General features: G+C 68.6%; 24 protein-coding genes. 14 read left to right on the top strand and 10 right to left on the bottom strand.

The features are described from left to right. The first annotated feature begins 7 nt into the window (after positions 1–7). From ITJ69_RS17610 to ITJ69_RS17550, 13 genes are all read left to right on the top strand, one after another. The gene (locus ITJ69_RS17610) at positions 8–790 is read left to right on the top strand and encodes a hypothetical protein (RefSeq protein ID WP_194673496.1); all 783 of its coding nucleotides are present in this window, start codon (positions 8–10) and stop codon (positions 788–790) included. Then, positions 783–2,144 carry a hypothetical protein gene (locus ITJ69_RS17605; protein ID WP_228506042.1) on the top strand — a complete coding sequence of 454 codons (1,362 nt, stop codon included), beginning with the start codon at positions 783–785 and terminating at the stop codon, positions 2,142–2,144. Before ITJ69_RS17610 ends, ITJ69_RS17605 begins: the two co-directional genes overlap by 8 nt. Then, positions 2,137–3,663 carry an SCO6880 family protein gene (locus ITJ69_RS17600; RefSeq protein WP_194673494.1) on the top strand — a complete coding sequence of 509 codons (1,527 nt, stop codon included), beginning with the start codon at positions 2,137–2,139 and terminating at the stop codon, positions 3,661–3,663. The genes ITJ69_RS17605 and ITJ69_RS17600 overlap by 8 nt, the downstream gene beginning before the upstream one ends. 41 nt (positions 3,664–3,704) lie before the next feature. Further along, positions 3,705–4,010 carry a hypothetical protein gene (locus ITJ69_RS17595; protein WP_194673493.1) on the top strand — a complete coding sequence of 102 codons (306 nt, stop codon included), beginning with the start codon at positions 3,705–3,707 and terminating at the stop codon, positions 4,008–4,010. Beyond that, complete coding sequence (locus ITJ69_RS17590; RefSeq protein WP_194673492.1) at positions 4,010–5,527, top strand: ATP-binding protein; 1,518 nt, start codon at positions 4,010–4,012, stop codon at positions 5,525–5,527. The genes ITJ69_RS17595 and ITJ69_RS17590 overlap by 1 nt, the downstream gene beginning before the upstream one ends. 46 nt (positions 5,528–5,573) lie before the next feature. Then, positions 5,574–6,908 (top strand): ParA family protein, encoded by a 1,335-nt coding sequence (locus ITJ69_RS17585; RefSeq protein ID WP_194673491.1) that lies wholly within the window; start codon positions 5,574–5,576, stop codon positions 6,906–6,908. A gap of 145 nt (positions 6,909–7,053) precedes the next feature. Next, positions 7,054–7,521: a hypothetical protein gene (locus ITJ69_RS17580; RefSeq protein WP_194673490.1), complete on the top strand. Its 468-nt coding sequence runs from the start codon at positions 7,054–7,056 to the stop codon at positions 7,519–7,521. A gap of 3 nt (positions 7,522–7,524) precedes the next feature. After that, positions 7,525–8,613: a C40 family peptidase gene (locus ITJ69_RS17575; RefSeq protein ID WP_194673489.1), complete on the top strand. Its 1,089-nt coding sequence runs from the start codon at positions 7,525–7,527 to the stop codon at positions 8,611–8,613. Between the two features lie 41 nt (positions 8,614–8,654). Further along, positions 8,655–8,957, top strand: coding sequence for a hypothetical protein (locus ITJ69_RS17570; RefSeq protein ID WP_194673488.1), 303 nt, complete (start codon positions 8,655–8,657; stop codon positions 8,955–8,957). Next, positions 8,954–9,691: a hypothetical protein gene (locus ITJ69_RS17565; protein WP_194673487.1), complete on the top strand. Its 738-nt coding sequence runs from the start codon at positions 8,954–8,956 to the stop codon at positions 9,689–9,691. The genes ITJ69_RS17570 and ITJ69_RS17565 overlap by 4 nt, the downstream gene beginning before the upstream one ends. Positions 9,692–9,905: 214 nt before the next feature. Then, the gene (locus ITJ69_RS17560) at positions 9,906–10,652 is read left to right on the top strand and encodes an HNH endonuclease family protein (RefSeq protein ID WP_194673486.1); all 747 of its coding nucleotides are present in this window, start codon (positions 9,906–9,908) and stop codon (positions 10,650–10,652) included. Beyond that, positions 10,652–12,238 (top strand): type IV secretory system conjugative DNA transfer family protein, encoded by a 1,587-nt coding sequence (locus tag ITJ69_RS17555; RefSeq protein ID WP_194673485.1) that lies wholly within the window; start codon positions 10,652–10,654, stop codon positions 12,236–12,238. Before ITJ69_RS17560 ends, ITJ69_RS17555 begins: the two co-directional genes overlap by 1 nt. 85 nt (positions 12,239–12,323) lie before the next feature. Continuing rightward, on the top strand, positions 12,324–12,698 hold the full coding sequence (locus tag ITJ69_RS17550; RefSeq protein WP_194673484.1) for a DUF4913 domain-containing protein: 375 nt from the start codon (positions 12,324–12,326) through the stop codon (positions 12,696–12,698). 65 nt (positions 12,699–12,763) lie between these two features. On the opposite strand, the gene ITJ69_RS17545 is transcribed toward ITJ69_RS17550, so the two are convergent. The 3 genes from ITJ69_RS17545 to mobF are packed head-to-tail and all read right to left on the bottom strand — an operon-like array spanning position 12,764 to position 18,388. Continuing rightward, complete coding sequence (locus ITJ69_RS17545) at positions 12,764–13,648, bottom strand: CPBP family intramembrane glutamic endopeptidase (protein ID WP_194673483.1); 885 nt, start codon at positions 13,646–13,648, stop codon at positions 12,764–12,766. A gap of 2 nt (positions 13,649–13,650) precedes the next feature. After that, positions 13,651–14,103 carry a GNAT family N-acetyltransferase gene (locus ITJ69_RS17540; protein WP_194673482.1) on the bottom strand — a complete coding sequence of 151 codons (453 nt, stop codon included), beginning with the start codon at positions 14,101–14,103 and terminating at the stop codon, positions 13,651–13,653. Between the two features lie 7 nt (positions 14,104–14,110). Further along, positions 14,111–18,388, bottom strand: coding sequence for a MobF family relaxase (gene mobF, locus ITJ69_RS17535; protein WP_228506038.1), 4,278 nt, complete (start codon positions 18,386–18,388; stop codon positions 14,111–14,113). 390 nt (positions 18,389–18,778) lie between these two features. Here mobF and ITJ69_RS17530 point away from each other — a divergent pair, with 390 nt between their 5' ends. Next, on the top strand, positions 18,779–19,231 hold the full coding sequence (locus ITJ69_RS17530; RefSeq protein WP_228506036.1) for a hypothetical protein: 453 nt from the start codon (positions 18,779–18,781) through the stop codon (positions 19,229–19,231). A 76-nt stretch (positions 19,232–19,307) separates the two neighbouring features. Here the strand turns inward: ITJ69_RS17530 and ITJ69_RS17525 are convergent, their stop codons facing one another. The 7 genes from ITJ69_RS17525 to ITJ69_RS17495 form a co-directional block, all read right to left on the bottom strand. Next, positions 19,308–19,598, bottom strand: a complete 291-nt coding sequence (locus ITJ69_RS17525; protein ID WP_194673479.1) for a hypothetical protein — start codon at positions 19,596–19,598, stop codon at positions 19,308–19,310. 57 nt (positions 19,599–19,655) lie between these two features. Then, the gene (locus ITJ69_RS17520; protein WP_194673478.1) at positions 19,656–20,156 is read right to left on the bottom strand and encodes a hypothetical protein; all 501 of its coding nucleotides are present in this window, start codon (positions 20,154–20,156) and stop codon (positions 19,656–19,658) included. Then, positions 20,153–20,842 (bottom strand): Fic/DOC family protein, encoded by a 690-nt coding sequence (locus tag ITJ69_RS17515; RefSeq protein ID WP_323743144.1) that lies wholly within the window; start codon positions 20,840–20,842, stop codon positions 20,153–20,155. The genes ITJ69_RS17520 and ITJ69_RS17515 overlap by 4 nt, the downstream gene beginning before the upstream one ends. A gap of 22 nt (positions 20,843–20,864) precedes the next feature. Continuing rightward, the gene (locus tag ITJ69_RS17510; RefSeq protein ID WP_194673476.1) at positions 20,865–21,071 is read right to left on the bottom strand and encodes a hypothetical protein; all 207 of its coding nucleotides are present in this window, start codon (positions 21,069–21,071) and stop codon (positions 20,865–20,867) included. Positions 21,072–21,141: 70 nt separating this feature from the next. Beyond that, entirely contained in the window at positions 21,142–21,372 is a 231-nt protein-coding gene (locus ITJ69_RS17505; RefSeq protein WP_194673475.1) for a hypothetical protein, read from the bottom strand. A gap of 36 nt (positions 21,373–21,408) precedes the next feature. Further along, on the bottom strand, positions 21,409–21,693 hold the full coding sequence (locus ITJ69_RS17500; protein WP_194673474.1) for a hypothetical protein: 285 nt from the start codon (positions 21,691–21,693) through the stop codon (positions 21,409–21,411). Next, on the bottom strand, positions 21,694–22,026 hold the full coding sequence (locus ITJ69_RS17495; protein WP_228506034.1) for a hypothetical protein: 333 nt from the start codon (positions 22,024–22,026) through the stop codon (positions 21,694–21,696). It lies immediately after the preceding gene. Positions 22,027–22,182 lie beyond the last annotated feature (156 nt).

The following is a 22,182-nucleotide window of genomic DNA, read 5'->3' as shown; positions in this document are numbered from 1 at the left end:
GGCCGTCATGGCACCGTCCAATCGCAACACCAACCGTCGAAGCTTCGGCGCCGCGCTCAAGCGCGGCTGGAACTCCAAGCCCGCCGGGATCGCCGCGATCGTGGTCCTCGTCCTGGTCGTGATCGTTGTGCTGATCTCGACCCTGCTCGGCGTGTTCGCACCCGCGAACAACGGCGGCCAGGGGACCGCGGGCAAACCTGCTCCGACCTCGAGCACATCGGCGGCCGCGGACGGTCCGTGCGACGTGCCGACGACCGGGCAGGCCGCACAGAAAGTGCCGACCGATATCACCTGGCATGCAGGTCGCGGCGGCATCACCTGGCCCGTATCGGCAGCAGTTGGTCCGACAAAGAAGGTTGATGGTTTCGCTGCGTGCTTCGCACGGACGAGGACCGGCGCGGCGCTTGCGGCAACGACCGGGTATCTCGGCCAGTACGACACCGGCCACAGCGTCCGTGAGCTGTTGAACTTCTACATCGCCGACAGCGCAGGCAAGGCCACCTTCGTCGCTCAGACGGTCAAGGGCCAGACAGCTCCATCAGACCTGCGCGCACAGGGCATCAGTGTCGCCGGCTACTCCGTGGAGTCGTTCACGAAGACCACAGCAGTAGTCGATGTCGTTCTGACGCAGCCCTCGGGTGCGACCGGCTACTTCGCCGTCCCAATCACGATGACTTGGACCGACACCGACTGGAAGATGTCGGTCCTCGACAACGGGGATCTGTTCTCGGGCAATCCCCTGACGCCCGCCGAAGGGGACTTCACAAGTTGGGGAGATTCAGATGGCTAGTGGCATCGGAGACGCGCTGTGCAGCGGAATCATTGGCTGTAACGGCGCTAAGGCGATCGTCGGTGGCGCTGCAAAGTCAGTCGCGTCGAGCGGTTTCAAGGAGGCCGCTGAGACGATGTTCGCCGCGTACGACGACATCATGAAGCAGTTCCTGACCAGCTGGGTCGGGGCGAGCTTCAAGGTCAGCCTCGACAACAAGGCCACGTCCTGGTTCCAGGACACGACGCTGCCGATCACGATCGTGCTCCTCACGTTGGGCCTGGTTGTTGCTGGCGCGCGGGTGATGTACTCCCACCGCGGGGAACCGTTCCAAGAGGCGATGGCTGCGCTCGGGAAGGCCGTGGCCGTCATCACGCTCGGTACCGCGACGATTCAGGTTCTCGTGTGGGGCGGGGACGCGTACGGGCAGTGGATCTTGAAGGTTTCCGGGATCTCCGCGACCGCCGGGTACGTCGATGCAGCGTTCGCGGCGGCGTCGCCGGGGTTGGCGCTGATCTTCGGCCTGCTGGGTGTGCTCGCGGTCGGGATCCAGTGGGTGATCATGTACGTCCGGCAGGCGCTGATGCTGCTGCTGAACGCGTTCTGGCAGGTCAGCGCCGCGTACGCGGTGCTCCGCCGGGGTGAGCAGGCGTTCGAGAAGATCACTGCCTGGATCATCGCGTTCATCATCTACAGCCCTCTCGCCGCATCGATCTACGCATTCGCATGGCGGTTGAAGAACGGCCAGGACGGCGCCGGCGGTGTCATCTACGGGCTCATGCTGATCGGCCTCGCGGTGATCGCGTTGCCGGCAATCATGCGTCTGCTTGTCCCGGCATCGGGCGCTCTCGGATCCGCGATCGGCGGGGCGATGGCGATGGGTGTCGCCGCGGGTGTCGTGCAGGCAGGTGTCGCCGCAGGCGCGGCCGTGGCCACGGGCGGCGCGTCCGCGGGTGCATCGGGTGCTGGCGCAGCCGGCGCAGGTGCCGGTGCCGGTGCCGGTGCTGGCAGTGCTGGTGGCGGTGTTGCCGGAGGCGGCGAAGTCGCGACCTCCGGCGGCTCGGGCAGCGGCGGGAACTCGAGCCCGGTCGCGGGTGGTGGCAGCAGTGACGCCGGATCGTCCGGTGCTGATGGTGCGGCCGGGATGGTCGGCGGTGACGGCGCCTCGGGCGCGGCCGCGGACAGCGGCAACAGCGCCGGCGCCGCGGCGGCCAGCAGCGGCGCCGGGGCGAGCGAGGGCGGGTCGGTCGCGGCCGGTTCGTCGCCGGACTCGGGGCAGTCGTCCGGGTCGAAGGCTTCATTGGCGGCTGGTCAGGTCGTCGCAAACGGCGCGGGCGATCCGCAGTCCACAGCGGAAGGAATGATCGGTGAGTGAGACAGCGGGCAAGGAACGGATCCGGTTCGGGAACTGGTTGCCGTCGACGAAGGGCACCCTCGGCGGGCTGACGTTCTTCGGCTGGGCGATGCTGCTCGGCGGTGTGATGGTCGGTGTCGTCTGCGTCAGCGTCGGCTGGTGGGCCTGGGGGCTGCTCGCCGTGTTCGCGGGTATCGCGCTGAACGCCGCCTTCATCGTCCGGTGGGGCGACCCGAACTCGGGCCGCACCCTGGCGGCGAAGTTGTGGGACCGGCATGTGAACGCCAAGCGCGGCCGTGCCGGGTCGAACACGTACGAGACGGGTCTGTTCACGAAGCTGCCCGCGGAGTCGATGACGGCGCTGCCGGGGATGCTCGCCGACCTCGAGGAGATCACCGGCACCGACGGTGAGGGGGAGGAGTACGTGCTCCTGCACCACCGGAAGAACTCCCGGAAGCCGCTGCTGTCCGCGACGTTCTCCTGCCACCCTGATGGCACCGCGCTGCTGCCGCAGGACAGCATCGATTCGCAGGTGTCCTCGTTCGGCGGGTGGATCGCGTCGCTGTCGCAGGACACCGCGATCGAGGGTGCCGTGATCGTGGTCGACTCCGCGCAGGAGTCCATCGAACCGCTCGTGCAGAAGATCGACAACGAGGTCTCCCCAAACGCACCCGTTGCCGCGCAACGCCAGCTCCGCGAGGGCGCACGGGCACTGTCGGGCACGTACGCGGACGTGGAGGTGTTCGCCTCCGTGGTGTGGAACGTGAACGAGCTCGCCGACGACGTCGAGGAAGCAGCCGCCGATATCGCCGCGAAGCTGCCGTACCACCGAGAAGGGCTCGCCGAAGCCGGCGCCGGTTCCCCGGTCGTGGCTACCAGCAGCGAGCTCGCCCGTGCAGTGCGGGTCGCGTACCGGCCGGAGCGGGCCCGTGAGTACGGCTCCGACGAGCTCGCCGGCACCCCGTTCCACCTGCGGGTCACCCAGGCAGGCCCCGACGAATTCGACGACAGCGGCCGACGGATCTGCTACCACGACGGGGTCGCTTCGATCACGGCCATGATGGTCGCCCCGCCGCAGGCGCTGATCACCGAGGACCTGATGAATCGGTTGTTCCAGCCGAACGGGAAGTTCCTCCGCAAGCGCGCCGCGGTGTTCTACGGCCCCGTGGATCCCGGGAAGGCGTTCAAGCTCGCGAAGAAGATGCGCGGCAACGCCAAGCGCAACAGCAAGGGCGTCCGCGGGGACGACAACGAGATCGAGAAGCGTCGGGAGCAGTTGGCGCAGAAGACCGAGGTCGACCTGATGACTGGGGCGTCGATGACGGCGTTCGCGATCGAGGTCACCGTCACCTTCGACCCCACCAAACGCGGCACGAACAACGCGATCGGGGAGCTGAAGCAGATCTTCAACGGCACGAACATCAGCTACCGGTTCATCGAAACCGACACCTCCGCAGCGTTCCACTCCACCCTCCCGCTCGGCGTCCTGCCGTGGGAGTACGCCACCGCCATGCAGGCCCTCACCGATCGGACCGAATGATGCACCGACGCACGGGCCCGCACACACGACAGGAGCACACCGTGAACTGCACCGCGACCCCAGCCGACCAGCTGACCGGCCTCGCGTCAGGCCCGGCGTTCATCCCCACGGTCGTCCTCGGGAACCTCGACCATGCGTCGTGGCGGACCGTCTCACCGACCCGCGCGGTCCAGTACTGGCCGGAAGTCCTCGGTGGGACGACGGTCCGGATTGGTCCCTCCGCCGCGGAGCGAGTGAACCTGCTGGACCCGCTGACCCTGTACGGCGTCGGCGACGCCGGCCCGAACCAGTTCATCGTCGGCACGCCTGGTGTCGGTCACACGATGGCAGCACGGGAGGTGCGCTGATGGCTCGCGGCTCGACGAAGACGCAGACGCTGACCCCGTCGGGGTTCTTCGGACCCGGTGGTGGCGGGTGGGAGCAGATCCCGCAGCCACCACGGTGGTTCGCAACGAGCGTGCAGGTGTGCGGGATTTACCCGTTCGGTGCCGGCACAGGCCGGCCGATCAACGGGTCCCCGCTCGGCCGAGACATGAACACCCACTCCGCGGTCTGCACCGACCACGACGCCCTCTACCGGGCGAACGTGATCTCGTCCCCGTCAGCGTTCATGTTCGGGTTGAACGGGCTGGGTAAGTCCTCCACCGCGCAGACACTTCTCGGTGGGCAGGTCGGCCGCGGTCTCACCCCGGCGGTGTTCGACCCGATCAAGGGTGAGCACGTGCCGTGGATCGAGGAACTCGGCGGAACCGTGTTCTCCATCGGCCCGCGCGCCCGCCACCAGCTGAACGTGCTGTCGCCTGGCCCGCTCGGCTACGCCGCCCGCCGGATCGGCGGCAAGGTCGGTGAAGAGCTGCTGATCCTGGCGCGAGCGAAGTCGATCGACTTGGTGAAGCTGGTCGTGAAGATCAGCCGCGGCACGTCGGAACCGGTCAAGGACTACGAGGAAACGGCAATCGAAGCGATTGTCGACACCATCCTCGAGCACACCGGCCCGCACGAGGTCGCCGTGACCGCGGACCTGGTGCGCGTGTTCGACAGCCCGTCGCTGCTGATGCTGCAGCGCACCGGCACCGCTACCGCTGCGGAGTTCCACACCGAGTACAAGCGACTCGGGCAGACGCTGCGGTCGCTGATGACCGGCGACATGGGGCAGATGCTCTCCGGGAACAACTCGGTCGAGTTCGTCCCGGGCAACCCGGGCGGGTTCTGCTTCGACACGTCCTCGATCGGCCGGAAGAACACCAAGCTGCTCTCCGCGGCGATGCTGTCGACCTGGTCGCTTGGCATGGACGCGATCGACGCGCATTGGGAGCTCGCCGAGCACGAGAAGCGCAAGCAGCAGGAAGCCGCCGACGAGGGCCAGCAGTACACGCCGGAGATCACCTGGGGCGGGTACACGACCCTGATGGATGAGTTCTGGTACCCGATCCGTGCCTGCGAGGGCATGGTCGACCTCGTCGACGGGCTCTCCCGCACGAACCGGTCCGTCGGTACCGCGGAGTTGAAGATCACGCACTCGCCGAAGGACCTGCTGTCGCTGCCGAACGCGGACGACCGGGAGAAGGCGAAGGGGTTCATCGAACGCTCCGGCCTGCTGCTGCTGATGGGTCTCAGCCGGGACGACCTGCTCGAGCTGAGCAAGGTGCGGCCGTTGACGCCGAAGGAGATCAACATGGTCGCCTCGTTCTCGCAGTCCAAGGACTGGATCGGCTCCCGCCGGCAGAAGGGCGCCAAGGGTGCTCCTCCCGGCGCCGGGAAGGTGCTGCTGAAGATCAGCGAGCGGGTCGGGATCCCCGTGAAGATGCTCCGCACCGCCACGCAGATGGCGGTCCACGACACCGACGCTCGCCTCCGCGACTGACACCCCCACGTACGTATCCGCTCGAGCAGACAAGGACGAACCGCTCATGCCGAACAGCACCGTGCACGTCGACTACACCCTCATCGCCGATGAAGGCACCCTCACCATCGGCGACGTCGCTTTCACTGGCGACACCGCCTACCCCGACGCGATGGACTGGCTCCGCGACGTCGCCGGGAACCTCGGCAACGCCGTCGTGGTCCGCAGCCACGACCGCGCCACCGGGCAGGACACTCTGTTCAGCATCGACGGCCACGGCGCGATCGCCCCCGTCACCGGCACCGTCGACGGCGGCCACGACGTCCAGCCGGCACGCCAGGCGCCGGCAGCGGCGTCGACGTCGCCGTGGCTCGGCGCGGCCGCCGCGAACCGTGGGCAGGAAACCGCCGCAGCACCGACCGCCGTCCCCGTGTCGCCGCCGATCGCGGTGGTTGATGAAGCCCCCGTGACACGTCGTGAGGCACGGGAGTCGTTCCTGACGCAGGAGACCGTGGAAGAGCCCGCGAAGCAGGGCTTCCGAGGCCTGCTGGCCCGCATGGGCATCAAGGTGTCCCCGTCGGCGGCGGAGAGGCTGTACCGGGAGTGGGTGCACCTGGTCAGCCAGCACCACGTCGGCCCGCGCACGATCATGGTCGCCAACGGCAAGGGCGGCGCCGGGAAGACCCTCGCGACGGTGCTGCTGTCGATCGTCCTCACCCGCCACTCCGGAGCGCCGACGGTGGCATGGGACAACAACCAGACCCGCGGCACCCTCGGCTGGTCGACGGAGTCCGCCAACCACAACGCATCCGTGCTCGACCTCCTCCCCGAAATCGACCGCCTCCTCGGCACAGAAGCACGCTCGGCCGACATGGCCGAGTACGTCCACCACCAGACCCGCGACCGATACGACGTCCTGAAGTCCAAGCCGGACATCCTCGCCTCCGCGCAGCGGTTCGGCGCCGAAACGGTGGACCGGGTGCACAAGGTGCTGACGAAGTTCTACCGGCTCGTCCTCATCGACTCCGGCAACGACGAGACCGACCCGATGTGGCTCGCGGGCCTTGACCGCACGGATCAGCTCGTCGTCCCGACGACCACCGACGACAAGTTCTGCGAGTCCGCAGCGCTCCTGCTCGAGCAGCTCGTCGACGCCGGCGGCCGCTACCGGGAGCTCGCCGAGAAGGCCGTCGTGATCGTCGGGGTGGAGACCAGCGACGTGAAGCCGCAGAAGGTTGCCGAGCAGGTGCGCCGGTTCCGGGACGCCGGCCTCGGCCGCGACGTGCTGACGATCCCGTACGACGCCGGGCTCAAGGCCCGGATCATCAACTACGACGCCCTGCAGGAGCCCACCAAGCTCGCATGGCTCGCCGCCGGCGCCGCCGTGGCAAAGGGGCTCTGAACCAGATGTGCCTCCGATCGCAGCGAGTGCCCGGTGGATGCACCGCACAGTGGGGGGAGCCCGCCAGCGGGCGGTGGCTGGACCTCGCCCTGCTGCTCTCGCCCGTCGTGGTTGTCCCGATCGTGGTGTGGCTGGTGGTGGCGCCATGACGCGGAAGCGGATCCTGATCGCATTCGCCATCATCGGCGTCGTCGCGATCGCGGTCGCGGTGATCATCATCGCCGCTCACTTGCAGCAGCGTGGCCACGGCCGTGCGGCCGCGTCGTCGACGCCGATCCCGACGCGCTCCGCTGCGCCCTCGAGTGGGGAGGTGGCGCACACGGTCGCGGACCGGTTCTGCCAGCCCACCGCATCGAAGAACACCTGGCAGCGCTCCCTCACCCCGTACCTGACGCCGGACGCGTGGCAGCTGTACTCGGCCGTGCGCCCGGGCAACGTGCCCTGCGCCGGCATCCACGACGACGGGACCCCGGTCGGGGACCAGCAGACGACAGCGGACCGCGCGTACCAGTTCACCGCCGCCCAGGGTGGTCCGGTGACGGTGACGCTGCACCGGGACACTGCCGCGGATCCGTGGTTGGTGTCCTACATCAACGCCGGCGGGCAGGAGTAGGTCATGGGCGGCAAGGGCGGGATGCTCGCACTCCTCGCACTCGCGCCGATCATCGGCATCGTCGTGGTCGTGGTGGTGCTGTTCACCATCATCACCGGCGCCGGTGACGACGACCAGGCCGCGGCCGCCACCTGCGGTGCAGCCGGGACCGTGTCCGGGACCGCCGTGTCGGTGCAGAAGGGCACCCTGCCGGCGAAGGTCGGCCCGTACTCCGGCGACCAGGTGAAGAACGCCGCGGCGATCATCTCCATCGGCAAGGAGCGGGGCCTGACTCGGCACGCGCAGCAGACCGCGCTCATGGCTGCGATGACCGAGTCCACCCTCAACAACCTCTCCGGCGGCGACCGCGACTCCGCCGGCCTGTTCCAGATGCGCCCCTCGATGGGGTGGGGCACCCTGGCGCAGGTCACGGACATCGACTACGCGATCAACCTGTTCTACGAACGCCTCGTGAAGGTCCCCGGCTGGGACAGCATGGCGCCGGGTGAAGCCGCGCAAGCAGTCGAGGGGTCCGCATTCCCCGACGCATACGCGACGAAGTCGGCCTACGCGGTCGAGATGCTCAACGCCCTCTCCGGCGTGACCGTCTCCACGATCTCGCAGACCACCGAAGGGGCGACCTGCACCGCCGGCGCGAGTGCCGGCGCTGCCAGCGGCGGTGTCGGGAACACCGCACTCGCACCAGGCGAGCAGAAGGCGACCGGGCCGCACGCGGACAAGATCAACCAGGTCATCGGGTTCGCCAAGGAGCAGCTCGGTGAGGACTACGTCCTCGGCGGCGCCGGACCGAACGTGTGGGACTGCTCCGGGCTGACCAAGGTCGCCTACGCGCAGATCGGTATCAACATCGACGCCGGCCACTCCGCGACCACCCAGTGGCGCAACGGCGTCGCTCGAGGGCAGATGCACCCCCTCTCCGAAGCGCAGCCCGGCGACCTCATCTTCTGGGGCGGTAACGACGCCTGGCACGTCGGCATCAGCCTCGGCGGCGACATGATGATCGCCGCTCCGAAGCCCGGCGACGTCGTGAAGATCCAAAAGGTCTGGGGCACCCCCAACGACCAGGTCTGGCGCCCCGTCGACGGACTCTAACCACACACCACCCACGTACCGACCCCGCGAAGGAGCACACCATGAGCACCGGACACCTCCACCAGACCCCGCCCCGGTCCCCGTGGCCGCGGCGGCTGCTGATCCTCGGCCGGAACACCACAGTCGGATTCGCCGCCGGCGTCACCATGTGGGTGTTCGCGCTGCTGTTCGCCGCCAGGGTCAGCCGTGCCTTCCTCGGCGCGCACGCGGCCGACGGCGCATGGCAGGCCGCCTGGACACCATCCGGGTTCCTCTACGCCGGCGCCCTTGTCGCCGTCGTCGCAGCACTGCTCACGGCAGCCGTGTGGGCAGTCATCGACCAGCGCAACGGGTTCCGGTCGTGACCGCCGTGGGTGCCCGGTTGGACGCGGCCGCGGTGACGCTCGAGGACCTCGACGTGCTCGAGGCGGGAACCGTGGTGACGTGGAACGGCTGGACCGCGCAGCACGGGGCGATGTTCTCCCCGCTCGAGCGGGAGACCCCGCCCGACGTCGTCGCACTCGTCGACGGTGACACGGTCGACGTCGTCCACCTCGGCGCGGACGGCCGCTACCAGCACGCCGCGACGCTCGAGCGCCGCTTCGGCAGTGTCGCTGAGGTCCTCGACCAGGTCGACGCACTCGTGCCGGCAGAACCGGTGCTCCGCTTCGCGACCGGCAGAGAGCTCGACGCGCGGGGCCTGCGAGACGTGCCCGCCGTGGCGCTCTGGACAGGACCAGACGTTCCGGCCTGGCAGGTGCCGCTCACCGGCGGCCGGTTGGACCTCCGCGGGTTCCGAGTGTCCTGGCAGAACACCCTCTCGCACCGCGTTGTCGACGACAGCCCCGCAGACGCCGCCACCGCCCGTTTGACGGCCGTGCAGTGCGCCAAAGACACGTGGGCCCTCACCGCCGGTGCGGGAGTCGTGTCAACGCTGCAGGACCCCGCCCCGCATCACACGCTGGCGCAGATCCTCACGTGGATGAACGCCGAGGTGCACACCCTGCTCGAGCGGACCCCGTTCGAGCAGCTCGGCGCGCGTCCGTTCCAGGTCGTCGACCCGGACGGGTCCGAGCCGCTGACTGTTCGGATGTGGTGACGATGCCCGGATTCAGTCGTTCCGTTGCAACGGTCGCGGGAACGGTGCGCGACGTCGTCGATACGTACCAGGAAGCCCGACGGGACCGTGACGCGGTGATCGTCGCCGCGGTCGAGGTCCTCGGCCAGCGGGGAGCTGCGGAAGCGTCCGGGCTGTCCCGGCGCCGCGTCCGGCAAATCGTCGCAGAAGCTATGGACCGGGAAGGGGACCCTCAATGAGACGCCGCACGCAGCAGCAGCTCGTCACCGCGGCGCTCCTAATCGCGGCCGCCGGCGTCGCCGCGATCGCCGCCCCGTACGTGCACCAGGACGTCGCCACCGGCGACAGCCTGCCCACACCGTCCACGGCGCAGCCATCGGCTTCGAGCACGGTGTCCGCGGCCCAGGTGGCAGATGCGCTGCAGGATCTCCGCGCACTGCCGGTATCGGATGCGTACGTGCCGGCACGCTACGACCGGGACGCGTTCGGGCAGGCGTGGGCCGACACCGACCGAAACGGCTGCGACACACGCAACGACGTGCTCCGGCGCGACCTCACGGCCGTCGTGACGAAGCCGGGCACCAACGGGTGCGTGGTGCTCTCCGGGACGCTCCACGACCCGTACACGGGTCGCACGATCGTCTTCGAGCGGGGGAACACGTCGAGCCTGGCCGTGCAGATCGACCACCGCGTCCCGCTCGCCTACGCGTGGCGGCACGGCGCCGCGTCGTGGACGCCCGAGGAGCGGGAGCGGTTCGCCAACGACCAGGCGGCGAACCTCGTCGCCGTCGACGGGCCCGCGAACGAAGAGAAGTCCGACTTCGGGCCCGCGGAGTGGATGCCGGCGAACACTGGCGACGCCTGCAGCTACGCGGCGTCGTTCGTGACCGTGGCCACGAAGTGGCGGCTGTCGATCGCGACCGCAGATGAGGGCGCACTGAATCGCATCCTGACGGGGTGCACGAGCAAGGGGAGCAACTGATGAAGACGACGACACCCGACCCGTTCCAGACCGCGATCGAACAGTTCCAGTGGCCGTGGTGGGGTACTGCGCTGCTCATCGCCGCGGTGGTGGTGGTGATCGCGGCCGCGGTGTTGCTGGCAGTCCGGAAGGCCGGCAATGGGGCGATGGATCACCTGCAGTCGAAGATGCTGCACCGCAACGACATTCGCGCGGCGAAGTACCCGGCCAGACGGAAAGAAGCACTGCGACTGCACCCGAACGCGGTGGGCCTTGCCCCCGGGCAGCAGGTGGGCACCCTCGTACACGGTGGGCCGATCTTCCAGGGGTGGCGTGACACGTGCATGGCGTTGATGGGGCCAGGACGCGGAAAGACCAGCGGCCAGGTGATCCCGAAGATGGTCAACGCCCCGGGAGCTGCGATGTTCACCTCCCGCCGCATCGACGGGGTGCGGGAGATCATCGCGGGCAGGCCCGAGAGCACCGCGTGGGTGTTCGACCCGCAGCGGATCTACCGGAAAGACACCCGCCCGGACTTCGTCTTCAACCCGCTGATGGGGATCCGCACCCGCGACGACGCGGACGAGCTCGCGGAGATCTTCGAGACCGCGACGAAGCCCAAGGGGGCGAAGACCGACGCGCAGTTCGACCCGCAGGGCAAGAGCCTCCTCGCGTTCGCGTTGCTCGCCGCGGCACGGACGAACAGAACCCTCGCGGACGTGCACGGCTGGTTGAACACCGAGACTGGCGGCGGGGAGATCCTCGACATTCTCGATCGGTCCGGGGACCCGTCGGCGGCGATGGCGATGAAGGGCATGGAGGAGCAGTACGACCGCACCCGGAAGAGCGTCTACGCCACCGCGCAGCGGATGGCGAGTGCACTCAGCAACGACCAGGCGATGGCGTGGACGAACGCACCCGGGATCCGCCGGTTCGACCCGGAGGCGTTCGTCCGGAGCAAGGACACGCTGATCCTGCTGTCGAAAAAGGGCACGGCCGCGTCGTCGGCGTTCCTGACCGCGCTGGTGCGGGCGGTCTGTAAGGCCGCGGAGCAGCTCGCCGAGGACAGCGGCGGCCGGTTGGAGACCCCGTTCGTGGTGGAGCTCGACGAGTGCGCGAACGTGGTGAAGTGGCCAGAACTGCCGGATCTGTACTCGTACTACGGCGGCTACGGCATCGCGCTGTCGTCCTACTTCCAGTCCTGGGCGCAGGGCGTGAAGGAGTTCGGCGCCGAAGCGATGAACGCGATGTGGAACGCCGCCGGGATCCGCATCTACGGCGGCGGCGAGAGCGCGCAGGGCGACTTCCTCCGACGCCTCTCCGACAGCATCGGGACGTTCAAGGAAGTCACCAAGTCGTACTCCGCCGGCAGCAACAATCGGTCGACGTCGACCAGCACCCAGGTACGGCCGATCATGACCGCCGGCGACCTGGAAGGGCTGCCGTTCTGGCGAGCCGTCATCAGCGTCCCCGGCGCCCGCCCGGTGCTGGTCAAGACCACACCGTGGTTCCGGGACAAAAAGCTCAAGGAGCGCATCGGCGACGTGAAGCCGGCTGCGCGCGATGTGGAAGAGACCGAGGAGATCCGCGATGTCCAGCCCGTTTGATACCTGGCCCGACCTGTCCCAGCCCTCCGATGTCGACGCGCCACCACCGGAGGACGGGGCACCACCGCCACACGACGATGCGCCGGTGGACCGCACTGCGGAGACGGAGGGCTTCGTCCGCTGGGTTGTGGAGAAGCTGGCGAAGATGGAGGGGTTCGGCGTAGAGAAGCGCGGCGAGATCCCGTGGTGCCCACGGTGGTGGGAACACCCTGAGGTCGTGCAGCGGCTCTACGTCTCCTGGCTTGCCCACGGGAAGGCGGTTGAGCTCGCGCGCGACGGCGACGGGCAGGCGTTGTCGCAGTGGTGGATTCATCACTGGGACCACCACGCCTCTCGCGTCTTCGACCGTGCACGAGGGCCGTTGCGGTTCTGCACGCCGAAGGAACACCACGGCGATGGCACGCCGAAGCAGACGCCGTTCCTCACGGTCGCCACACCGACGAACGGATGGACGTTGTAGCGACCCCGACGAATAACGGCCCGGCACCTTCCAGATAGGTACCGGGCCGTTGCACGTGCGGTGGATTAGCCAGCGGGCGGTGGCAGAGCTGTCGCGGGTGCCGGCACCCGCTTGAGCAGAATGAACAGGAGAACTACCGCGCCGATTCCGGCAGCCTCCATCCGGAGCTCAACTGCAGGCCACTGCGTGTGCACGGTCAGGAAAGACGTGAGATCCCAGAGTGCATGGCCAACCACCAGGCCCCAGATCGCACCGGACCGTCGGTAGAGGTACACCGCGATCGCGGGCCACACCGCGATCGCGATCGCACCCCACCCGTAGTAGAGGTGAAACGGGACGCGGACAGCGATGGCCACCAGGTAGACGATTCCCCAGGAGTAGCCCGCTCTGCGCAGACCGACCACGACGAGGCCAAGGAGAGCAAGCTCTTCCGCCGGGCCCGGGAGGGCGCTGTCGATTGTGGCGAGCGCGAACGCGGGGCCAGCAGACACGGGTGCCCAGGGGTAATCGTGCTGGGGAAGCTGCAGCACGGTGGAGACCACACCGACGAGAATGAACCCGAGCGCCATCGTCAGGATGTAGACCGGCACGGTTGCAAGGCCGTGCGAGAACGGAATCGGCCTGCGGGGGCGCTTCCATGCGAACATCGCCCAGCCCGCGAAGCTGGCCACGAGCAGCTGTGAGGCGATGTGCGTGACTTGCGTCTGCAGGCTCACTGGGTCGTTCGTCAGAGGTGGTGGGTTCGGTACCCAGCCGAACAGGGTGGCGATCGCGGCGCCGGTGCCAGCACCCCATCCCAGGAGGAAGAGTCCGACGATCGCGATCCACACGGCGACCCGCAGGCCGGTCCGGTTCTTGTCCGCTGGTACTGGCTCAACCCCAAGGGCGTCAAGCTGTGGTGCGAACACTGCGTCCAGCAGAACACGCCATCGGGGTGGGGTCGTTGTCATCGTCACTCCCTCATGTGGTGATGCACGAACAGTGGCCGGTAGGCACGGTCGCCGTCGACGCGTTGATGTAGAGACCAATCGGATGACGTCCAGAACTCGTCAGCTTGCTCAGAGAACGCGATCAGGTCACGGTCTGGGTACTGGTCGACAAGGAGCGCTGCTGCATCGGTCCCGATTCCGCGTCGGCGGTACTCGGAACGCACTTCAAAGAAGATGACGTCGACCACGTCCCGCGGTGTTGTGAGTCCTACATAGTCAGACTCGATCCGCGCGTCCGGGTCGGCCTCGGCGCGGGCCACCTCGGTGCCGCCCTCATCGAAAACGAACCAGTCGTAGTGGGAGTCGCCGATACGGGAACGACGGAGGTCCCACCACCGGTTGGTGTACCCCTCGATGGTGAGGTCGAACGGGCTCCGATAGTCCTGCGTTTGGAACACCGGCCGGAGTTTGAGCATGCGTTGGCTACCGCTCTCGTTCGTCGCCGCCGCGCTCAAGGTCGTGAGTGCGCTGCTGCTCCCGTTCGCGGTGCTGCTGATCGCGCAGCTGCTGCTCCCGGTGCTGCTGCTCCACTGCCGGCGACGACTGCTGCTGGGTGGGGGCGTCCTGCTCACGTGCCGCAGGTGCCGGCGCGGCCGTGCCGTCGGTGTGACGGGTGTACTGCTCGGGCGGCTGGTTTGTTGCGTCGCGTTCCCATGCCGGCGTGATGCCGTCCGCGGTGGCTGGCGGCATGTTCGTGGCGTCGCGTTCCCACTTCGGCATAGTCGCCGGGTCGCCAGCGTGGCGGGCGGCAGCGCGCTCAGCCTGCTGCCGTTCGCGGTCGGCCTTGCGCTGGGCGTCGCGGGCGGCGTACTCGGCGTCACGTTCTGCCTTCCGTTGGGCGTCCTGCTGCTGCCGGCGACGTTCGTCGTTGGCGCGCTGCAGGGTGCGGCCAAGCTCGTTCGCGACGGTCTGGCCGGCGCGGCCAGCGTGGCGGCCGACGTGGTCGAGGGTGTCGTCGATGGGGTCGCTCATGATGCTTCCTTCCGAGGTGATTCGGCGTGCTGCGGTCGTTGCGTCCTGGATCTGCGTCTGCGCGCGGTCGAGGATCGCCTGACGTGCGGTTCCGGCGACCTCCTGTGCGTGCTGCTGGTAGTGCTCCCGCGTCGACGGTTCCACTTCCGGCGCGGTCGACAGCGCGGCTGCCTTGTGGAGCGCGGTCACGCGTTCCTGCAGGTGGTCGGCGACTGGGTTCCCGCGAAGCATCTCCGGGACGGCCTGCGGTTCGGACGGGTCGATGCGGTACTTGGTGCGGAGGACGTCGACCTCGGCCGCGGTGCGGTGCCAGTCGAACATCCGCCACGGCTCGGACGGGAGCCGTCCGAGGCCTTGCGTCCACGCTGGCTGCTCGAGGGCGAGGGCAGCGCCGCGTTCCTTCAGTCGGGCACCGATGTAGTGGTGCCGCTCGGCGAGGTGGTCGCGCCACTCGGTCGGGAGGAGTTCGTCCTGGTGGCGGCGGCCGTCAGCGATCCACGCCGGCACCCCGTCGACGGCGGGTCGATCGACGACGCGGACGATGGGCTGGTCGATGCCCTCGAGGGCCTTCTCGATGCGCCAGTGCAGCACCGCCGGCACGTCGTCTGCGGTGGCGAGCTCGCGCTGTCCGTATGCGTCGCGGAGGGTCTTGATGGGGTCGTGGCCGTAGTCCTCTGCGTGGCGGAGCGACGCGGCGAGGGCGCCCCACGATTCCTGCCCCTCGAGGGACGTGGCGAGCTCGTCACCGAGGGCACGTTCGACGATGGCGCCGGCGCGGATCTCGTCGGCGCGTTCGGCGACGTACGCGTGCTCATCAATGAGGGTGACGACGTCGTCGACGCGGTCCTGTTCGACGCGGATGGTCTCGTGGGCGGACAGGAGCCGTTCGGAGCGGTCCGCGATCTGCTCGAGGGCGTCGGGGACGGTCTCCGCGTCCTCGAGCACCAGGTACAGCTCGTTGCGCTCCTTCCCGCGGGACAGGGCGGTGTAAGCGTCCTCGCGGCTCATCGCGGCGGTGCCGAGCACGTGGGTGCGTTCCGTGGTGAGGCCCTGGGAGCGGCTGATGGTGCGGGCGTAGCCAAGTTCGACGTGCTGAGCGACGTAGCCGGCGGGCAGAACCACGGGTGCGCCGTGCTGCTTGTGGGCCACCGTCAGGGAACCGTCATCGCCGACGGCGGTGACGTGCCACAGGTCACCGTTCTTGACCCGGTCTCGGCCGTTCTGGATCCGCAGAGACGATTCGTTGCGTCGGGTGGCCACCAGGTCGCCGACGTGCGCCGACAGGCCGTCGCGGAGGTCAACGGACCGGGTCGTGTCGACGTCGCCGCCGGTCATCCGGAACGCCTGCGCGCGGGCGTTGAGCTCGGCGACGCTGTCCGCGGTCGGGGCGAGCATGAGGGAGTCGACGCCGGCGGCGGTGTCGTGCTGCCAGTCCTGGAACACCAGGTCCGTCATCTTCTCCATCGACCCGCCGACGATGCGGCCGTGCTCCTGGTACCAGGCGAACGGGTCCCCGGGGCGCAGCGGATCGCGGAGCCGCAGCGACGCGTCGGCCTCGGCAGCGTCCCGGAACCGGTGCACGTGCTCGAGGCGGACGGATCCCACTTCACGGTCGATGAGCCGGAGCGCGCCGCCTGCTTCGACGGCGGAGAGCTGCCGATCGTCACCGATCAGGCGGACGTGTGCGCCGTGTTCCTGCGCCAGTTCGAGGACGTCGCGGAGGCGACGGGTGCCGGCCATGCCGGCCTCGTCGACCACGATCACGTCGCCTGGGTGGAGGGCGTACTTCTCGGGGACCTCGTCCTGCTGGTGGGCGACGAGGAAGCCGTGCAGGGTGGTCGCCTCGATGCCGACGGCGTCGGAGAGCACCGACGCTGCCGGCGCGGATGGGGCGAGTCCGATCATGCGGACGCCGCCGGCGTCGAGGGCGTCGGCTGCGAGCCGCAGCGCGGTGGTCTTCCCGGCGCCGGCCGGTCCGATCCCGGCGACGAGCTCCAGGTCCGATGTCGCAAACGCACGGGCGAGGTCCCGCTGCCCAGCGTCGAGGGGGCCCTCGTGTGCTGCGGCCGCACGCTCGAACACGTCGATCTCGATGGGGCGCATGGTGCGGGTGCGCGCGGCGTCGAGGAGGCCGTCCTCGGCGGCGAGGATGGCCCGGGATGTGTAGAGCGTCTTGCCCTTGTGCTCGAGGTGCGTCTCGCCCGCGGCGCCCTTCGTAAGCGGTTGGAAGCCGGCGTGCGGGGACGGCGGGGTGAGCGACACGGAGTCGCGGAGCGCCGCGTCGACGATGCTGTCGACGAGCGGTTGCGCGATCGCGCGATCGCGGACCCGCTCGGACACCCAGTGCCGTGCTTGGCTGCGGACGATGTTCGCGCCCCAGACGGCGTTGCGGTCCTCGACCTCGCGGAGCACCTGGCGAGTCGCCTCCCGGACGTCGATCGGCGTGCGCTCGGTGGTGCTCTGCTGCTGCGCGATCGCTCGCGCGTCGGCGACGATCGTGGCGACTCGGGCGGGGTCGACGCGGGCCTGCGCTGCTTCGCGGGTGGCCTGCGGGGAGCGGACGTGCTCCTTCTGTGGGCGGGATTCCAACGTCGCCTGCTGCGCGAGCTTGATCCGTGCCTTGTCGTCCGGAGCGCGGCCGTGGTCTCGTTGATACTCCGCGACGAGGCGTTCCGTGGTCTGTCGGATGGTGGCGGACCGGGAGGAGAACATGTCGATCTCGTCGGGGTTCACGCCCGCGATCTCCATCACCGATCGCTTCCCCGGAGACGGCTCCCGGGCAACGCTGGTCACGCCGAGCCGTTCGCACACCTCGGACACGATGGTGGCGTTGAAGAACTCCGAGGCGCCGACGGCCTCGCGGAACATCAGCTTCGAATCGACGGTCCGCCACTTCCCGTCGGAGCCCTTCGCCTTGTTGGCGATCACCACGTGATCGTGCAGCTGCGGGTCGCCGTTGCGGGACTCGAAGTGGCGGAACACCGTCGCTGTGATTCCGCCTTCGACGGCGAGCTGTGCGACACCGTTCGTACCGGCGCGGGTCGCGAGTGCGTGCTGCTCGAGGTAGGCGATGGTGTCGCGGACGGCAGTGTCCTGCGCCGCCTCGATCGCCTTCCTGGTGTCCTCGTCGCCGAGCGCCCACAGCACAGACACACTCTTCGGGGGTGAGCAGACAAGGTCGAACCCGGCAACAGCCTGCTGGTTCGGACGGGTGGCAGCGGTGATGAACTTCCCGAGCTCTTCCTTATCGGACGGCTCCCGTCCCTTCGCGTCGCGGAACGCCTGCGCACCCTCGCGGGCGCGAATCAGACGGCGCTCCTCAGCGTCGGGTTCGTGCGCATTGACCCGCTGGAACGTGTCGTAGCCGGCCTGGATGCGCCCCTGCAGCGAGTTCTCGTCGGCCTTGTACGCGTAGTACGACCGGCCGAGTTTCGCGGCCTCCTGCGCCTGCTTAGCAGTCTTCCCGTCAGCGATCGCTTCCTCGATGATGCGGTCCGCGTCGGGGTGCAATCCCTCACCAAAGAGCGCCTTCATCTGCGCCTCGGTGACGGTCCCGGAGACGCCAAGGACTTCTGTCCCGCCGCCCATCCAGCGGCCGGGAGGGTTGCCGTCGGCGGTGTAGTAGTCGCCGAGCTCGCGGTCGTGGTCGCGGCGTGCGTCCCCGGTTGCGACCTCGGAGGTGTAGTACGTGTACCCGTCGCCAGCGGACAGGACGTGCATCGTCATCATGCGCGGACACCGCCCTGCGAGAGCCCGCCGATGGTCGCCGTGGTGGCGTGTACCTCGGCCCCCGACGCGGTCAACATGGGCCGAGTCTACCCTCATTCATTTGTAATGCCAGAGGTGTGACGCGTTGATGACCTGAGGACTGGGTGAGGAACGAGCGCAGTCCTCAGGGAGAGAGACGGGGCAGGTCGGAAACGACCGCGGTAGACAGGTGGAGACCGGGAGCTGCGGCCAGCGACGAGGAACGAGGAGCGTCGGGCCGGCAGCATCCGGGTCGATGACTGTCACCGTCCGCGCCGCTGGCGCGCGGTAGGCTGGGCGATGACAGGAGCGCCGCATGCACCGTCGGTAGGGCGGTGCCGCCCGAATCGGACGGGTGGTGGCCGTTAGGGATTGGGGAACGAGATGGCTCAGGTTCGGACGTCAGGGAAGCAGGCTGCCGCGCGCAAGGCCGCACGCGAGCGGGCCGTGGAACGGGCGGCGGAGTTCCGCCGCCGGCAGGAACAGCTCGAAGAGCTCGCCGCCGAATACTTCGTCGCGGCCGACGCCGTCGACGGGATCAATGAGGACGCCGAAGCGCGCATCCAGAAGATCCGCGACGAGGCCGCCGCCGCGGTCGTCGAAGCGGAACAGCGCTCACAGACGATCATCGGCCGGATGCTCGACACCAAGGTCACGCGCGACGAAGTCGCCGAACGTCTCGGGATCTCCGTCCGCGACGTGAAGCGAGCCAAGACCAAGGCCGCACCCGCCGCCGAGACGAGCAGCGACGACGTCACCGACGAGGCGCAGGCCGATAGCGGCGGCAGCCCGGTTGAGGCCGGTACCGAGTCGTACGCCGCGTAACGGACAGACGCGAATCGAACGAACGACGCAGCCCCCGACCACATGTGGTCGGGGGCTGCGTCGTTGGCTGTGGCCGTTAGATTCGACTGGTCGCCCACCACCACACGCAGAGGGCGATGAAGCCGCCCCAGAACGTCAAGCATGACCAGCCGAGCACGATGCCGGCGGTGGCACGGCCGGGCACGTCCGTGCCACGGGCGAGCCCGGCGATGCCGAACACGATCGCCAGGACCGGGATGGGGATGATGAGGCCGAACAGGATCGACTGGATGCCGAGGAAGACGCTCCAGCGGGACACGGTCGTCCCTCGGCGTGGCAGGTAGGTCGGCTGCTGCGGCGCCCACTGGGACGGTGCGTAGTTGGTCATGGTCGGTGTCCCCTCGTCGGTTGCGGTGACGCTACTGCCGGCGACCGACAGCGATGCTCACCACAACGTTGGTGTGGTGGCCGTGATCCCTGTCTTGCACGCACGCACCGCGTCGCCGTCCCACCCGTGGTCCCGGAACGCCTCACGGAGCTCACGCGACAACCGGACGCGTTCTGAGCGGGGGAAGCTGATCGTGCGGAGCGCCGTCGATGCGTTTCGGTGGCGGCCGCGCTGCACCCGCTCGAGCATGTTCCCCCGATGCGTTCCGGGTGCTAGGTGCGACACCGACAGGTCGGCGTCGACGTGGACGCACAGCGGCACGTCGCACGCGTGCAGCAGCAGCGTCGACGGGGTCAGCGCCGTACCAGTCAGGTGTTCGTAGAGCCAGCGTTGCGGCCGCATGGCGCGCTGACCGCCGTCGGGCTGCGGCAGCCAGAATCGGCCGTAGCCGTCGTCACCTACCGCTCCCGTCCAGATCCAACAGTCCGTCGGTGTCGGTCCCTGGACGACGTGGGACCAGAACCGTTCCGCGGCGCTGAGTGGGGTGCGGCCGCTCACCGGTCGAAGTCGAGTTCTCGGTCGTCGTGCTCGCGCGGTCGTCGGTGGATCGCGAGTCGATCGAAGCGGGTGGTCCGTTCGTCGTTGCCGCGCTCGAGGGGAACGGCGATGCGATCAAACATGCTCCGCAGCGGGGTGAGGTCGCCCTGTTCGGACGCGGTGCGGGACGCGTGGTCGTTCTCCCGGCCGGCGACGTCGCGCCAGTCGAGAGCGTAGCCGGCGTCGCGGCTCACACGGTCCCAGAACAGTCGGCCGGTTCGCCCATTCCCCTCGCGGGCTGGGTGGATGTAGTTGAACTGGTCGTAGTGGTAGGCCAGCCGGTCCACGAACCGGTCGCGGTCGAGGCCGCGGAGCATGTTGTCGGCGCGGAGCTCTTCGGCGGCGAACCCTGCTGCGCGCTCGATCTGGAACTGCGGAAGGAACAGCTCGGCGCCGTCGACGTTCTTGCGCATGTCGATCGTCCGGGTCTCTCCCGCCCAGTCGTAGACGTCCTGGAACAGTGCCCGGTGAATGCCGCGGAGCTCATCCAGGTCACCGGTCGGCGCCGGCGGACGGTCGATCAGCTCGATGGCGCGGACAGCGGTGAGGTCGGCCTCAGCGCGGTCGAGTTCAGCCTGCGTTCGAGCGCCGACGAGGTTGCGGAGGATCCCCGTGTCCGGGTCGATGTATGGGTCGTGTGCGTTCACACCGACTCCTATGCGACGACGCTCAGCGGAGCCCGTAGCGAGCACGGACGCGACGCACGAGCTCGGTGGAGCTGATCGTCCCGGCGACGTAGTCCTCGGCATCCCCACGGGTGGCCGGCGTGATCGTCAGGCCTTCCATCTCCCCGCTGTGCGCGGCGGCCTCGACACGGCGGCGACGTTCGTCGACGTCGGCCTTGCCGGTGGTTCGGTGCGTGGTGCTGATGCTCATCAGGGCTCCCCTGCTCGTGAACGATTCTACCAACCGCAACTGTCTCGCAGCGGGTTGCCCGGTGTTAGCGTCAGTCTCTTCGCCCACGGCGGTCACGTGGTCCGCGAAGATCGGACCAGCCGAGTGCTGCGAGCAGCAGCACAGTCAACACCTGGACAAACACCACTGTCACCACCCACGCGCCGGCATCTCCGAACGGGCCCCGCACGATGGTGTTGATGGTCACGAGCACCATCGCGATGGCGAGTGCGATGAGCACCCCACCTCGGACCAGAGAGCGTTTACGGTCGCGATCACTCATCACCGGCCACCTCCTCGGATACCTTCCGACCGGCGCTCACTTCTGCCGCTTCCGGTTTCGGCGGACTACGTACACAGTGGTGACCACGGGCAACAGGAACGCCACCGCGCCCGACACCGACCGGCCGACGTCGCCGTGCATGGCGCCATCGACGATCAGGAACACCTGACCGATTACGAACAGGCCAAGCCCGGTGAACACCGCACGCCACGGCTCGCTCCCGCGGGGGATGCGTCCATCGGCGTCTGTCGCACGGCGAGCACCGACGATGATCGTCGCAACGCCGGCGGCGAGGAACAGCAACCAAAGCCAGGTCAGCATCTACTCCCCCAACCCCGGGACGGGGAACTCGGGAACGTGGATGAAGCCCGCCACCGCCAAGTAGACGAAGGTCGCGGAGACCATCAGACCGAGGGTGAGACCGAAGACAGTCACGCCCGACATAGACGAGTCCTGCGGGATGCCGCCTGTTCTGCGTTCCCACCGGGTGAGCATGGTGCGTGCCGCGGCGATCGCGGCACGAGTGTCGTCGTCGAGGTCGTCCCGGCGCGTGAGTTGGCGGCCGTAGGTTTCCATCTGCAGGAAGAAGAAGCTGGGCATGGCGTGCTTGCGGGTCTCAGCGGCGTACTCGTCGCGGAGGATCTGCACTCGCATGCCCGCCGGCAGTGCTCCGCACAGGGCGAGGGCTGCGCGCACCCGGTACCCGTTACCCGGGTTCGACGCGAGGCCTAGATGTAGTTCCCCGTGAGGTTGTGAACGCGATCTGATGGGGTTTGGCCGCCGAGGCCGGTGTGTGGTCGGTGGTGATTG

Source organism: Curtobacterium sp. VKM Ac-2887, assembly GCF_015350935.1.
In the GTDB taxonomy this organism is placed as follows: domain Bacteria; phylum Actinomycetota; class Actinomycetes; order Actinomycetales; family Microbacteriaceae; genus Curtobacterium.
Note: the sequence above shows the minus strand (reverse complement) of the source record. Positions and strands in the feature narration are given on the sequence as shown.

What these genes read in the sequence shown, in the direction of transcription:
- ITJ69_RS17610 (WP_194673496.1), top strand. Translation starts at nt 8, where the DNA reads ATGGCACCGTCCAATCGCAACACCAACCGTCGAAGCTTCGGCGCCGCG.
- ITJ69_RS17605 (WP_228506042.1), top strand. Translation starts at nt 783, where the DNA reads ATGGCTAGTGGCATCGGAGACGCGCTGTGCAGCGGAATCATTGGCTGT.
- ITJ69_RS17590 (WP_194673492.1), top strand. Translation starts at nt 4,010, where the DNA reads ATGGCTCGCGGCTCGACGAAGACGCAGACGCTGACCCCGTCGGGGTTC.
- ITJ69_RS17585 (WP_194673491.1), top strand. Translation starts at nt 5,574, where the DNA reads ATGCCGAACAGCACCGTGCACGTCGACTACACCCTCATCGCCGATGAA.
- ITJ69_RS17580 (WP_194673490.1), top strand. Translation starts at nt 7,054, where the DNA reads ATGACGCGGAAGCGGATCCTGATCGCATTCGCCATCATCGGCGTCGTC.
- ITJ69_RS17575 (WP_194673489.1), top strand. Translation starts at nt 7,525, where the DNA reads ATGGGCGGCAAGGGCGGGATGCTCGCACTCCTCGCACTCGCGCCGATC.
- ITJ69_RS17570 (WP_194673488.1), top strand. Translation starts at nt 8,655, where the DNA reads ATGAGCACCGGACACCTCCACCAGACCCCGCCCCGGTCCCCGTGGCCG.
- ITJ69_RS17560 (WP_194673486.1), top strand. Translation starts at nt 9,906, where the DNA reads ATGAGACGCCGCACGCAGCAGCAGCTCGTCACCGCGGCGCTCCTAATC.
- ITJ69_RS17555 (WP_194673485.1), top strand. Translation starts at nt 10,652, where the DNA reads ATGAAGACGACGACACCCGACCCGTTCCAGACCGCGATCGAACAGTTC.
- ITJ69_RS17545 (WP_194673483.1), bottom strand. Translation starts at nt 13,648, where the DNA reads ATGACAACGACCCCACCCCGATGGCGTGTTCTGCTGGACGCAGTGTTC.
- ITJ69_RS17540 (WP_194673482.1), bottom strand. Translation starts at nt 14,103, where the DNA reads ATGCTCAAACTCCGGCCGGTGTTCCAAACGCAGGACTATCGGAGCCCG.
- mobF (WP_228506038.1), bottom strand. Translation starts at nt 18,388, where the DNA reads ATGATGACGATGCACGTCCTGTCCGCTGGCGACGGGTACACGTACTAC.
- ITJ69_RS17525 (WP_194673479.1), bottom strand. Translation starts at nt 19,598, where the DNA reads ATGACCAACTACGCACCGTCCCAGTGGGCGCCGCAGCAGCCGACCTAC.
- ITJ69_RS17510 (WP_194673476.1), bottom strand. Translation starts at nt 21,071, where the DNA reads ATGAGCATCAGCACCACGCACCGAACCACCGGCAAGGCCGACGTCGAC.
- ITJ69_RS17505 (WP_194673475.1), bottom strand. Translation starts at nt 21,372, where the DNA reads ATGAGTGATCGCGACCGTAAACGCTCTCTGGTCCGAGGTGGGGTGCTC.
- ITJ69_RS17500 (WP_194673474.1), bottom strand. Translation starts at nt 21,693, where the DNA reads ATGCTGACCTGGCTTTGGTTGCTGTTCCTCGCCGCCGGCGTTGCGACG.
- ITJ69_RS17495 (WP_228506034.1), bottom strand. Translation starts at nt 22,026, where the DNA reads ATGCGAGTGCAGATCCTCCGCGACGAGTACGCCGCTGAGACCCGCAAG.